The organism is Massilia horti (genome assembly GCF_004614195.1).
GTDB lineage: Bacteria > Pseudomonadota > Gammaproteobacteria > Burkholderiales > Burkholderiaceae_D > Telluria > Telluria horti.
The window spans coordinates 80,641-93,323 of sequence record NZ_SPUM01000047.1 but is presented as its reverse complement, the minus strand read 5'-3'; the positions used below and the strand labels follow the sequence as shown (position 1 = coordinate 93,323).

The following is a 12,683-nucleotide window of genomic DNA, read 5'->3' as shown; positions in this document are numbered from 1 at the left end:
TTCAGAAACCGAACGCGTTTTTCAGCAGGGTGAACACCTTGGTGTTGTCCATCGTGCCCTTGAACGCCTTTGCGCCGGCCCCGGTGGCGAACAGCTTCACGTCGCCGCCGCCGTGGGTTTCGCTGGACAAGCGCACGCCAGCTTCCTGCAGGTAGTTATCGCCGAGGACGGTGGCGCTGTCCAGGTTGGTGCGCAGGTTAGGGCGGTTCGGACCATTGCCGAATACCAGGGTGGAGTAGGTGTTGCCGTCTTCATCCTTGCCCGGCTGGCCGGTCTTGTAGTCGCGGTTGATGTCCAGGATCGGATTGCCGCGCTTGGAATAGCCGTTGATGGTCAGCGTGTGGTCATGATCGGCGGTGACGACGATCAGGGTGTTGGCCAGGGTAGGGTCGGTGCTGCGGGCCTTGTCCTGGGCGGCCTTGATAGCATCGTCGAAAGCGATGGTATCCACCAGCGCACGCTTGGCGTTGGTGGCGTGCAGGGCGTGGTCGATGCGGCCGCCTTCTACCATCAGGAAGTAGCCGTTCGCGTTCTGGCCCAGGATGTCCATGGCCTTGACGGTCATCTCGGCCAGGCTTGGCTGGATGGCGCCTTCGCCGACCGGCGGGGTCGCAGCGCGGTCCAGCTCATACTGCAGTTGGCTGGTGGTGCTGTAGATGCCGATGAACTTCTTGGTCAGCGGAGCTGCCTGCATGTCGGCTTTAGTCGCGGCGATGGTATAGCCTTTGGCTGCCATCTCGGCCAGCAGGTCGCGGCCATCGGCGCGGCCCTTGGTGTTGGTGGCGCTGTAAGGCGTGAAGTGGTTACGGCCACCGCCCATCAGCACATCGACGCCATCGAGCAGGGCAGCGTTGTAGCCGGCGCCGCCAGGCGCCAGCTGTGCGGCAATCGCGTACTGCGCATTGCGGTTGCAGATGTGCGAGAAGGTCGCCGCCGGCGTGGCATGAGTCAGCTCGGTGGTGGTGATGGAGCCGACTGCCTTGCCCTTGGCCTTGGCCAGTTCCAGGATGGTGGGAACAAGTTTGCCGTTCGTGGAGGCACAGTTGTTGATGCCCAGGTTGCCGTTGGCATCCTTGCCCGGTTCGGTGGCCACGGTGTCAGTCGACATGGAGATGACTTCATTGTTCATCTTCACGCCGGTCATGTAGGCGGCCATGGACGGTGCGCTGTCGGTGGTCTGCGCATCGTTCGAGAAGGTCTTGATGCGCGCGGTGCGTTCCAGCTTGTCCATATTCAGGCTGCCGTCTTCGCCGTACTTGTAGATGCGGGCAGCGGTAATGGTCGCAGGACCCATGCCGTCGCCGAGGAAGAAGATGATGTTCTTGGCATCGGCCGCCACGGCAGCCTGGCTAATCGTAGCGCCGATGGCGAGGGCCAGCAGGGAGCGTTGCAGATTACGTTTCATAGTATGTCCAGTTCAGAAGCGTTGATTACAGGCCGGCGGCGGCTTTGACCAGGCTGTTCACCTTGGTGTTATCGATGGTGCCAAGGAAGGTGTCGGAACCCATGCCGATAGCGCCGAGGAACACGTCGGTACCGCCGTGGGTTTCGTTACCCGCGCCCACACGGATCGCGGCTTCCTGGTGATAGGTATTGGCGCCGGTGACGCTTTCGTCCAGGCTGGCATTGGCTGCGCGGCTGCCCTGGGTGCGGTGCTCGCCGTTGCCAAAGCCGATGATGGTGTACGGCGCGCCGTCCGCGTCTTTTTCGACAGCGCCGGTGACGTAGTTCTTCACCACGCCCAGCACGCCGGCATTGCCGGCGGCGGTCTTGCCGGTGCGCTTGGCGTAGCCGTTCAGCACCAGCGTGTGGTCGTGGTCGGCGGTGACGACGATCAGGGTGTTCTTAAGATCCGGATCGGTCACTTTGGCCTTGGCGATGGCGGCCTTGATGGCATTGTCGAAGGCGACGGTGTCCTGCAGAGCCTTTTTGGCCGTGGTCTCGTGCAGGGCGTGGTCGATACGGCCGCCTTCCACCATCAGGAAGTATCCCTTTTTGTTCTTGGACAGCACGTCCATGGCCTTGGTGGTCATGTCGGCCAGGCTGGGTTCCTTGGCCGGATCGCGGTCCAGGTCATAGCTCATGTGGCTGGATGTGAACAGGCCGGCAATCCGATCCACCTTGGCCGGGTCGATGGCATTGAACTCGGCGGCGTTGCTGGCGTAGGTATAGGATTTCTTCAGTTCCGCGATCAGGTCACGTCCGTCGGAACGTTTGCCGCCGCCCGCGAACGGGGTGAAGAACTGGCTGCCGCCGCCGAGGATCACGTCGATGCCGGCGGTGCCCAGGGCGCTGTTGTAGCCTGCGCCGCCCGGTACCAGAGCCGCCGCAATGTCGTTCTCCAGGTCGCGGTGGCAGATGTGGGAGTAGGTGGCGGCAGGGGTTGCGTGGGTGATGCGGGTGGTGGTCACCACGCCGGCCGACCAACCCTTGGCCTTGGCCAGTTCCAGCAAGGTCGACACCGGGGCGCCGTTTTTGCTGCCGCAGTTGTTGGCCAGTTTGTTGCCGTTGATATCAAGGCCCGGATCGATGGCCACGGTGTCGCTGGACATCGAGATCACTTCGTTATTCATCTTCACGCCCGTCATGTAAGCCGCCATGGACGGAGCGCTATCGGTCACTTGCGAGTCGTTGGAGAAGGTCTTGACGAAGGCAGTCTCCGGCAGGGTGTCCATCGTCAGGTCGCCGTCTTCGCCGACTGAGTAGATTCGGGCGGCCGTCATGGTGGTCATGCCCATCCCATCACCGAGGAAGAAGATGACGTTTTTCGGCGCCGTGGTGGGCGGCGTGACGGTCGTGTCGGACGAATTACGTTCGCCACAAGCGGCGAGTGCGAGTGCGACGCAGGCGCCGAGCATGGCGCGCATTGGGAGCTTTGGCATGGGAGTTAGTCCAAGTGGGTCAGGAGTCCGCAGGTTAGCAAGACGTTATGACGGCTCGATGACGCCCGGCAAATCCGCGTGTGCGGACTGTTTAGTTCGCGAAAGCGATGCTCGTCCTGCACTGCTTCGAGAAGGAGAGCAAGAGCGGGATCGCTGCTGCGAAAGAGGAAATGGACAGTTTTCGCACCAAGCTGGAGGTTTCCGTGGTGCTAGTGAGGGATCTACCAAATGACAAAACGCATGATTGAAGGCGTCGAGACCGAAACCGGATCAGGCAACGTCTTCGCTGAAAAGCCCGCGATTTGATGGACCATGACTCGTCGTCGCCTTTGTCGTTTTTCAAACGCCCGATGAATTACATCGGGCGTTTGAGTTTTTACTTGTGCTTCTTGCGTTGGTCGCGAAGGTATATTTTTTGTTGAACGTTATGCAGTAACCAATAGAATATAGCCGTTTAGAATTTTAAAAGGTGATTAGTCAGATGCCGTCTACACTGTCCTGGCTTGACCACGATCATGCTGCCGCTGAACGCAGCATGCGCTTGCTGCATTTGTTTAAAGAGCGCGAATCCCGCGATGAATTCGGCATAGGTGGCATCCGCGATGCTATTGCTGACCAACTGTTTCCAGGGACGTCAACCATCCAGACGCGGCTACGCTATGTGTTCTTCATTCCATGGCTGTTCGCGCAGATGGAGGAAAACAACACCCCTTCATTGAAATACCAGGACGCAGGGAAGCAAGCGGAAAGCCGCCTGTTGCAGATTCTGTGTAAGACTGAGCCGACGGCTACCGGCATTATCGGCCGCAATGCCGGCAGCGAAGTGAAACAACAACCGAGCTCGGTGTACTGGACGGCGTTGGGCAGTTGGGGCATTCGCAACGGCACTGAAACCAGGCAACAGTATTTCGCGCATGCCGATCGCCGCCACGCACGTCGTTCACAACGACGCCGTCGCGACGATAACGAGATCCATGACGATGAGGCGACGGGAGTTGTATGGCATGCCGGCATACTGAAGCTCTGCCCGCCTGGGTTTCCCGAGGGCTGCGGCTTGGCCCTTTCAGCGGACGAGGCAAGGTTCTTGCTCGACCGGTGGACCGCTACGCAGAGGGATTCGCTTCTTACCTGGCTTGCCCTGGATCTGCGCCATCGCAAGGTCGCGCCGCAGCCCGAAAACATCTGGGCGCATCCGCAATTTGCCGATTTCCCAACCAGGATCAAGGCCTTGATCGTCGGCGGTCGGAAGGTGGCTGCCGCGATGCGCGGAGCTGCGCTGCTATATAACCTGCAGCTCGCCGAACTTGAGCGGCGCGATAAATTGGTCACTGATTACGAAAGTAGACTCAGCGCGTGGAAACAGCACGAGCTGGCCGACTGTGCTGACTGGAAGCTTGCTGAGTTTTGGCCGTTGGTGATCGGAAAAGGGCATAGCATATCCCTGGACACGCAGCACTTCCTTGAAAGCTGGCGTGCCATTGCCGTCGCCGAAGGCGACTCATCGGCGGCTAGACAATTGATTGCGGAGCGTGAAATGAAGCTCAAAGGAGCACGCTCGCGCTTCACCAATCCGGCCGCGCGGAAGCAGTGGAGCGGTGCCGCCGGTACCGCACCGTTGACCTATCGATGGCCGGTGGTGCGGGAGATGCTTGCGGAATGGCATGCCGGATGGAGGCGGAAATGATTCATTCGGGAACTCGTAGTTTGTTAACCGATGCCCTGACGCCGCCTCCAGGCTTTCTCTTCGATAACGGTGTGGCCACTACCTATTCGCTGGATTTGGTGACCTTGCTCGGTTTGCCATTGCATCTTGCTTGGCTGGGGCATGCGCAGGAGAACAGCGGCGAGTTCGATTTGGTTGCCGTGATGGAAGCGTTGCGCCGCACGGCGGGACAGTTGACGATTTTTTGTCAGCGCGGCCGCATGCAGGCGCCACGCACTGCCAGTCCTTTGTATGGGCTGCTGGAGGGCATGGTGCACGAGGTGACCGCCTCTCATGGCGGCGCGTTTCATCCCAAGGTGTGGTTGCTCAGGTTCACCTCGGAGATAGATGTGCCACGTTTGCGGCTACTGGTCTTGTCGCGCAATCTGACGGATGACCGCTCCTGGGATCTGTCGCTGAGCCTCGAGGGTACGATCGGCGGAAAGAAACTGCAAGCCAACAAGCCACTGTGCGCCTTGCTGGAGCGTACGATGAAGATGTCCCACAAGCCCTTGAGCCGGGCGCGAAGGAGCAACGCCGAAAGCCTGGTGGCGGACGTGATGCGGTGTGAGTGGGACTTGCCGCCTGGCTTTAATGAACTGCGCTTCCATGCGCTCGGGGTGGGCGACAAGGCTAAGGCATGGTTACCGCTTCCGGCCGATGGCTGTTGGGACACGCTTGGCGTCATCAGCCCCTTCGTCCGGACCGAGGCGCTGCGGCGGCTGGCAGAATCATGCAAGGAGGCGCCATTTCTCATCACGCGGGCGGAAGAGCTTGATGCCTTGCCAGTTGACGCCGCCGAGAAATTCGCTGCGGTATGGGTCATGGATGAGCGCGCCGAGGCAAGCGACACGGAAGAGGCTGTCGTCGGCCGCGAGCGTGGACTGCACGCTAAAGCCTATGTCGGCAAGCGTGCCTGGCAGACCCATTTGTTCGTTGGCTCCGCCAATGCCAGCGATGCCGCGCTTGTGGCGGGCAAGAACGTTGAGTTCATGGTCGAACTGATCGGCAAGGCCAGCAGGGTCGGCAAACCCGGGGACTGGTTGAGCGAAGACGGCATCGGCCCATTGTTGACGGAATACGTACGCAGCGAGCCTGGTGACACGGCGACTGATCGGAAGCAGAAGCAACAGCTTGAAGACATGCGCGAGCGGCTTTGTAGCGCACAGCTGTCGCTGCGGTGCAAGGCCGTTGATGGAGGCTGGTCGGTGGGACTTGCGGGACTGGACCAGTTCGACCTGCGCGATGTGAAAGGCTGGACCTGGCCAGTGACCGTCAGGAGCGAGGCCGCCGTGCCCATACGCTGCGATGAAGCGCTCCTGCACCTCGGCGTTTTTTCCGCTCAGGACATCACGGCGTTTACAGGCTTCCGGCTGGCGTTGGGCAAGCACGAACTGTGGTTTGCCCAGGCCTTGCATTTGCTTGGTGCACCTGCTGACAGAGAAGGGGAGATGTTGCGGGCGGCGCTGCGCAATAACGACGGCTTCGTGCGTTATCTCTTGCTGCTGCTGGGCGATTGGGAGCCGGGCAGCGGAATTGGCGGCGGCGGAAAACGCGGTTCTGGTGGCGCCCGCGCGGATGGACTGCCGCTATTTGAAATGATGGCGCGTGCATATGCGCGTGACCCGGGTCGGCTGGCGCATGTCTCGCAAGTCGTGGCACGCCTGCGGAAGGAGAGCACTGCGCCGGATGATGAGATTCTGTCGGCGGATTTTCTGAAAATCTGGCGCTGTTTTGAAGAAGCCTTGAACGAACAGGGGAGCGAATGAGGCATGGCATGTCGTCGGAGTCCGTCATGTGCGGCTTGAAGGATTTTCAGCAGCGTACGGTTAACTTTGCATATTCGCGCATGTTTGATGCTGAAAGCCCGGCATTGCGCTTTCTGGTCGCCGACGAGGTCGGGCTGGGGAAAACGCTTGTGGCCAAGGGCCTGATCGCACGCACCATTGAGCGTTTGCGTATGGCGGGAAAGAAGCGCATCGACGTGATCTATGTTTGCTCGAATGCGGATATCGCAGCGCAGAACGTGACTCGCCTGCAGCACGCGGGCCAGTCCGCGTATTCGGCAGCAACACGTCTGACGCTGCTACCGCTACGAACTGAGCGCCTGAACGAGCATCCGGTGAATTTCATCAGCTTCACGCCGGGCACGACGTTCAAGAAAGGCAACCGCAGTGGCCACAAGGAAGAACGACAGCTGATATACCAGATGCTCGACGGAGTTGATGGAATAGACTCCCGTGGCTTGCTTCGCGCCATGAAAGGCAAAACCGGCGACAGTTGGGAGACATACGCCAAGCAGGCGCTGAAGTGGGAGATCGACCCCGACATCGCCGAGGCCTACCGCAATGCTGTTGCAAAGGACAAGGCCTTGATGGCCGAAATCAAGGCGGTTACCGACATCTACCGTGACGGGCGCCGCCGGATTGACGATAGCGTCAGGGACGCCTGTCTTGCACTGACCAGCAAGTTGCGGCGCAAGCTGGCGCGGACCTGTCTGCGCACGCTGCAACCGGACCTGGTGATCCTTGACGAGTTTCAGCGTTTTGGCGAACTGTTTGACGATCCCACGGAAGGCTCGTCGGCCGAACTGGCACATGGCCTGTTCAACCATCCGTCCGTCCCTCGGATCCTATTGCTGTCGGCAACGCCGTACAAGATGTATGCGGCGGCCGACGACAGCGAAGATCATTACGCGGACTTTCTGCGCACGCTCAGTTTCCTGATGCCAGACCAGCCCGACAGGTTGGCGCAATTAAAGCGTGACATCGACGAATTCAGGGCCGGCTTGCTGCAGATGCGCGTCGAATCCGATCTGGCGCCGCTATCGCCTGTGAAGCAGCGTATCGAAGCCACGCTTAAGCGAGTGATGTGCCGCACCGAGCGGGTCGCCACTACGGTGCGCGCGGACGCCATGGTCAGCGAGCGCATGCTTTTGCCGCGCCTGGAGGTGCGGGACCTGGCTGATTTCCGCATGCTTGAGATGCTGGCGCAGCGATTGAAGGAGCCGGATACGGTGGAGTACTGGAAGTCCAGTCCGTATCTGCTCAATTTCATGCGCGAATACACGTTCAAGAATGGGGTGCGCAGCGATCTGAAAAAGCGTTCGCCTCAACTGGCCGACCTGCTGCTCCATGCGCGCGAGAGCGCCATATCGGCAGATGACATCAGCGCTTACGCATCCCTGGATCCTGGCAACGCCCGGCTGCGGATCCTGATGGAAGAGATCGCGGCGCAAGGTCTGCATCGTCTGTTGTGGATGCCGTCGTCGTTGCCATATTGGCAGCCAGGTGGCGTTTACGAGCATGCCGGTCCTGTGTCGAAACAGCTGATATTCTCTGCCTGGAATGTCGTGCCAGACGCGTTGGCGGCGCTATTGTCCTATGAAGTAGAGCGGCGCATCGTTTCGGAAGCTGGAGTCGGGGACGTAGGCTATGGCCGGCTGAGCACTCGCTTCGCGCCGCGTTTGCGTCTTGAGATGAAAAACAGGCGTCCGAGTGGAATGTTGAACATGACGCTGATGTATCCGTCGCGCGCACTGGTGACATTGGTCGATCCGCTGCATTGGCTTGACCAGTCGGGCGGCCTGCCGACCGCCAGCGAGGTGTGTCGCAAGGCCGTCCAGTGCCTGGCTCCGCATATCGAGCAATGTATCGATCGCTCGATTCAACATGGTGCTGAAGACAAGCGGTGGTATTGGGTAGCTCTGGCGCGGCTGGAGGCCCGACACGCGCCCGACAGCCGTGAATGGTGTGAAAATGAATGGCATCGTGCGCGCTTTGTTGGCGATTCCGATGAACACGGCGAGCCTGAACCGGCATCGAGTCATACCGCACATGTCCAGCAATGGCTGGCGGCCTGGGATGGGGACGTGACGGGGCTGGGCCGCGTGCCGAAGGATCTGCTTGACGTCCTGGCGGTGCTGGCGCTGGCGGGGCCGGCCACTTGCGCATTGCGCAGCTTATCCCGGCAGGAGTCAATTGCGGAGTTTGGCCAGTTGCAAGGTCCAGCGGCTCGCATCGCCGAAGGGCTGCGCAGCCAGTTCAATTCCCCGAGGGCGATCGCGTTGTTGCAAAAGCAGGAAGATGACGATGCACACTGGAGAAGAGTGCTGCATTACTGTATCGACGGTAACTTGCAGGCTTTGCTGGACGAATGCGTGCATCTGCTGGCGGAATCACCTGGCACGTCACAGGCAGAGGTATTGGCAGAAGCAATGGTGCAAGCCATGACCTTGCGCTCCGCAAACATACGTCCCGAGGAACTGAGGGCAACCGAGGGCGGGCTCCAATTCGAGCAGTTTGAGATGGGCATTCGTACGCATTTCGCCGCGCGCTTCGGCCGCCACGAGGAAGAGGAGGGAGGCTCGTCGCGCAAGAAGGCGCTGCAGGCCGCTTTCAACTCGCCATTCTGGCCGTTTATCCTGGTCTCGACGTCGGTGGGCCAGGAAGGATTGGACTTCCATCCCTGGTGCCATGCCGTCACCCATTGGAACCTGCCCTCGAACCCGGTCGACATGGAGCAGAGGGAGGGGCGTGTGCATCGCTACAAAGGCTATGCGGTACGCAAGAATGTCGCCCTGAAATACGGCAGCGCTGTTCGCGCTGACTCCGGCCGCGGCGGCGACCCGTGGAGCAAGATGTTCTCCCGCGCTGCGGCTGCCAGGCCAGCCGGCGCCAGCGATCTCATTCCGTACTGGATTTACGAGGTGGAGGACGGTGCCCGCGTCGAGCGCCGAGTGATGGCTTTGCCCATGAGCCGAGACGAGATACGCTACCGCCGTCTGAAACGAAGTCTGGCGCTGTACCGCATGGTGTTTGCTCAGCCGCGCCAGGAAGACCTGCTGGCTTGTCTTGAGCAAAGCGTCGGTGACGAGTGCGCCGCTGAAGTGGCGGCGCGCTGGCGTATCGATCTGACGCCAGACGAGGTGTGACGTCCGGCATGGTGAGCCAAACCGTTGGCTACAGCAACTGGTCGCCGCCGGAAACGAATCGGAGTTCGACGCGGCGATTGCGTTAATCGTTTGGCGCGAGCCCGCTGATCGGGTGCGAATCGCCATAGCCGGCGACCACGACGCGCTTCGCGGCCTCCAGTCCGCTGTGGCCGATTAGCAGCTTGCGCGCCTCACGCGCACGGGCGGCGGACAGCGTGAAGTTGTCGTGGTAGACAGTGCAGAATGTGCGGTAGTCGGTGACCGGAGCTTTTACGGGCTGGTTGTCGGTATGTCCCTCCACAGAGATCTGGCCACTCTCGTATCCATGGACTCCATCAGCTTCTCGCCGGATGCTGCAAATGTGGCCTGCGCTAACGTCTGGCGCTTCATGGATTGGTGGTTGGCCTTTTCCAGCGTTTCGATGGTGCCGGACACTCCGGTCGACAGATGGGAAATCGCACCGCGAATGCCGTCGGTTGCAGCGCTGAGATTATCGGCCATGGTTTGCATGTTGCTGGCGAAGGTATCGCGCATGCCGTCGATGGTTTCGCCCAGGCCGGCCTTGACCTCCTCCAGGGTGCCGATCATGGCGCCACGGAATTCGCCGATGGCCGCGCCCCAGTCTACGTTGGCCCGGCCGGCCGAATAAATGCCGCTGCTGTGTCTGCACACCAGCGGGGCTCAATTGCTGCACCGGCCCGCCAGCCGTTCGTTGCCTTTCATCCAGCTTCTGACGACGAGTCCTTTCCTTGCTTGTGTATCCCACGTCCAACTGCTTGGCTGTGCATCACTGTGGTCCCCATCCGTGCACGCTCCTTGCTCACCGACGTCCGCTCATAACCAAATCCACATGTGAGCGGCCGAAATATTCAATAGACGCTGCAACTGTTGCCGACAAATACTAAGTGGTCCTTGGCTGTGCCCGCCAGAAGCCAGCCAAGACAGACGGGAGCAGTGAAGCGGCTGGAGAAGCCGCAAGCTGCCTTGCGCAGTCTATTCAGAGTGGGTTGCGGGAAAGCACTGGTTGAACAGGCAATGACCGCGACATAAAGGAGATGGTTTCATGTCAGCAGCAAGCGAAGTCAATAAAGATTACATCCCATTCACCGGCCAGGAATACCTCGACAGTCTCGACGACGGTCGCGAAGTATGGATCTACGGCGAGCGCGTCGGAAAGATCACGGAACACCCGGCGTTCCGCAACTCGGCCCGCATGATCGCCCGCATGTACGATGCGCTGCACGACCCGGCACAGAAAGACATCCTCACCGTGCCGACCGAGTGGGGCGGCTTTACCCATCGCTTTTACCGTGCAGCACACAACGTGGAAGAGCAGGTGGCGCAGCGCGACGCGATTGCACAGTGGCAGCGCCAAGGGTGGGGCTGGATGGGACGTTCGCCTGACTACAAGGGCTGCTTCCTGGGAACGCTGGGCGCGAACGCCGATTTCTACAAGGGCTTTGAGGAAAACGCCCGCAACTGGTATCGCAAGGCCCAGGAGAAAACCTGGTACGTCAACCACGCCATCATGAATCCGCCGGTCGACCGCGACCTGGGTCCAGATGCGGGCAAAGATGTGTTCGTGCGCGTGACCAAGGAAACGGACAAGGGCATCTACGTGAGCGGCGCCAAGGTGGTGGCAACCGGTTCGGCGCTGACCCACTTCACTTTCGTCGGCCACGTGGGGCAAGTGGCGGTTCAGGATCCGGCCTTCTGCCCGGTGTTCATGATGCCGACCAACGCGCCGGGCGTAAAGCTGCTGTGCCGCGTCTCGAACGAATACCGTGCCGCCGTGCTCGGCAGCCCGCTGGACTATCCGCTGTCCTCCCGTCTGGACGAGAACGACGCCATTCTGGTCATGGACAACGTATTCATTCCTTGGGAAGACGTGTTCATCTATGGCGACATGAAACAGGCAAATGCCTACAACATCGGTTCCGGTTATCTGGAGCGGGCATCGATGCACGGCTGCACGCGGTTCGCGGTCAAGATGGATTTCCTGGTCGGCGCCCTGACGCGTGCGCTGGAAATCACCGGCGCCAGCGGCTTTCACGGCGTGCAGTCGCAACTGGGCGAGGTGATCGCGTGGCGCAATGCTTTCTGGGCCTTGTCGGACGCCATGGCCAAGAGCGCCCAGCCATGGAACGGCATGATCCGACCCGCACCGGAACCGGCTGGCGCGTACCGTGTGCTGAACCAGGTTGCGATGCCGAAGATTAAGAACATCATCGAGACCGTCGTCGCGAGCGGCCTCATTTACCTGAACTCGCACACCAGCGATTTCAAGTCGCCCGAGATTCGCGGCTATCTGGACCAGTACGTGCGCGGTTCAGGCGGCGCCGATGCCGTCGAGCGCGTCAAGGTCATGAAGCTGCTGTGGGACGCCATCGGCACCGAGTTCGGCGCCCGCCATGAGCTGTACGAGATCAACTACATCGGCAGCAATGACGTGACCCGCCAGACCAACCTGTGGTCGGCCAAGGGCAACGGTCTGCTCGACAAGTGCAAGGCATTCGCCCAGTCGGCGATGGACGAATACGACCTGGACGGCTGGACCGTGGACGACCTGGTCAATCCGGACGATGTCAGCGTCCTGACCAAGCGTTGATCCGACAGGGAGAATCAAGATGACAGACATTGTCATGACTGAAAGCGCGGCCAGGGGCGCGTCGGAACCGGTGCCGTTCACGTCGCGCCAGTTCCGCGACGCCATGGGGCAGTTCGCGACCGGCGTGGTGGTGATTTCGACCGAGCTCGACGGCGAAATCCACGCCATGACGGCCAACGCCTTCATGTCCGGTTCGCTTGAACCGCCGCTCGTGCTGGTGTCGGTCGCCAAGACCGCGCGCATGCACGACAGGCTGGAGAAGGCCGGACGCTTCGGCATCAGCGTGCTGACCAAGCCTCAGCTTCAGGTGAGCAATCATTTTTCGGGCCGTCCCTCCGCAGACTTCCAGCCCACGTTCAGCCGGATCTGCGACATGCCGGTGATCGACGGCGCGGCCGTGCAACTGGCAGCCAAGCTGCACCACGCCTACGCGTGCGGAGACCACACGCTGTACGTGGGGCTGGTGCAGGAGTTGCAGCGCCCCGGCGAGGCTGAGCCCTTGCTCTATCACGCCGGCCGCTATGCGGCACTGGAAAGTGGCAACAACTAGCGGATTCA

Annotated in this window: 9 protein-coding genes; 5 read left to right on the top strand and 4 right to left on the bottom strand. The window is 60.7% G+C overall.

Annotation, left to right across the window (positions count from 1 at the left end; all coding sequences use genetic code 11):
* Position 1 precedes the first annotated feature (1 nt).
* Together E4O92_RS08290 and E4O92_RS08285 are read right to left on the bottom strand one after the other, a co-directional pair.
* Positions 2-1,405: an alkaline phosphatase gene (locus E4O92_RS08290; RefSeq protein WP_135189295.1), complete on the bottom strand. Its 1,404-nt coding sequence runs from the start codon at positions 1,403-1,405 to the stop codon at positions 2-4.
* A 25-nt stretch (positions 1,406-1,430) separates the two neighbouring features.
* Complete coding sequence (locus E4O92_RS08285) at positions 1,431-2,882, bottom strand: alkaline phosphatase (RefSeq protein ID WP_135189294.1); 1,452 nt, start codon at positions 2,880-2,882, stop codon at positions 1,431-1,433.
* A gap of 481 nt (positions 2,883-3,363) precedes the next feature.
* Between E4O92_RS08285 and E4O92_RS08280 the strand changes: the two genes are divergently transcribed.
* Genes E4O92_RS08280 through E4O92_RS08270 form a run of 3 tightly spaced genes read left to right on the top strand, consistent with a single transcriptional unit; the run spans position 3,364 to position 9,517 of the window.
* Positions 3,364-4,566, top strand: coding sequence for a DUF6361 family protein (locus E4O92_RS08280; protein WP_135189293.1), 1,203 nt, complete (start codon positions 3,364-3,366; stop codon positions 4,564-4,566).
* A complete protein-coding gene (locus E4O92_RS08275) occupies positions 4,563-6,353 on the top strand; it encodes a phospholipase D family protein (RefSeq protein WP_135189292.1) in 1,791 nt (596 codons plus the stop codon). Before E4O92_RS08280 ends, E4O92_RS08275 begins: the two co-directional genes overlap by 4 nt.
* Before the next feature lie 8 nt (positions 6,354-6,361).
* On the top strand, positions 6,362-9,517 hold the full coding sequence (locus E4O92_RS08270) for a helicase-related protein (RefSeq protein ID WP_229483168.1): 3,156 nt from the start codon (positions 6,362-6,364) through the stop codon (positions 9,515-9,517).
* An 82-nt stretch (positions 9,518-9,599) separates the two neighbouring features.
* Here E4O92_RS08270 and E4O92_RS08265 read toward each other — a convergent pair whose 3' ends face one another.
* Both E4O92_RS08265 and E4O92_RS25150 read right to left on the bottom strand, forming a co-directional pair.
* A complete protein-coding gene (locus tag E4O92_RS08265) occupies positions 9,600-9,818 on the bottom strand; it encodes an OmpA/MotB family protein (protein WP_229483166.1) in 219 nt (72 codons plus the stop codon).
* Complete coding sequence (locus E4O92_RS25150) at positions 9,788-10,105, bottom strand: hypothetical protein (RefSeq protein ID WP_229483164.1); 318 nt, start codon at positions 10,103-10,105, stop codon at positions 9,788-9,790. Before E4O92_RS25150 ends, E4O92_RS08265 begins: the two co-directional genes overlap by 31 nt.
* 475 nt (positions 10,106-10,580) lie before the next feature.
* On the opposite strand from E4O92_RS25150, the gene E4O92_RS08260 reads away from it, so the two are divergent.
* Complete coding sequence (locus tag E4O92_RS08260; protein ID WP_135189289.1) at positions 10,581-12,125, top strand: 4-hydroxyphenylacetate 3-hydroxylase N-terminal domain-containing protein; 1,545 nt, start codon at positions 10,581-10,583, stop codon at positions 12,123-12,125.
* Positions 12,126-12,144: 19 nt separating this feature from the next.
* Positions 12,145-12,675: a flavin reductase family protein gene (locus E4O92_RS08255; RefSeq protein ID WP_229483162.1), complete on the top strand. Its 531-nt coding sequence runs from the start codon at positions 12,145-12,147 to the stop codon at positions 12,673-12,675.
* Positions 12,676-12,683: the final 8 nt, after the last annotated feature.

Coding starts and splice junctions, on each gene's coding strand:
- E4O92_RS08270 (WP_229483168.1), top strand. CDS start 6,362: ATGTCGTCGGAGTCCGTCATGTGCGGCTTGAAGGATTTTCAGCAGCGT.
- E4O92_RS08280 (WP_135189293.1), top strand. CDS start 3,364: ATGCCGTCTACACTGTCCTGGCTTGACCACGATCATGCTGCCGCTGAA.
- E4O92_RS08275 (WP_135189292.1), top strand. CDS start 4,563: ATGATTCATTCGGGAACTCGTAGTTTGTTAACCGATGCCCTGACGCCG.
- E4O92_RS08260 (WP_135189289.1), top strand. CDS start 10,581: ATGTCAGCAGCAAGCGAAGTCAATAAAGATTACATCCCATTCACCGGC.
- E4O92_RS08290 (WP_135189295.1), bottom strand. CDS start 1,405: ATGAAACGTAATCTGCAACGCTCCCTGCTGGCCCTCGCCATCGGCGCT.
- E4O92_RS25150 (WP_229483164.1), bottom strand. CDS start 10,105: ATGATCGGCACCCTGGAGGAGGTCAAGGCCGGCCTGGGCGAAACCATC.
- E4O92_RS08285 (WP_135189294.1), bottom strand. CDS start 2,882: ATGCCAAAGCTCCCAATGCGCGCCATGCTCGGCGCCTGCGTCGCACTC.
- E4O92_RS08255 (WP_229483162.1), top strand. CDS start 12,145: ATGACAGACATTGTCATGACTGAAAGCGCGGCCAGGGGCGCGTCGGAA.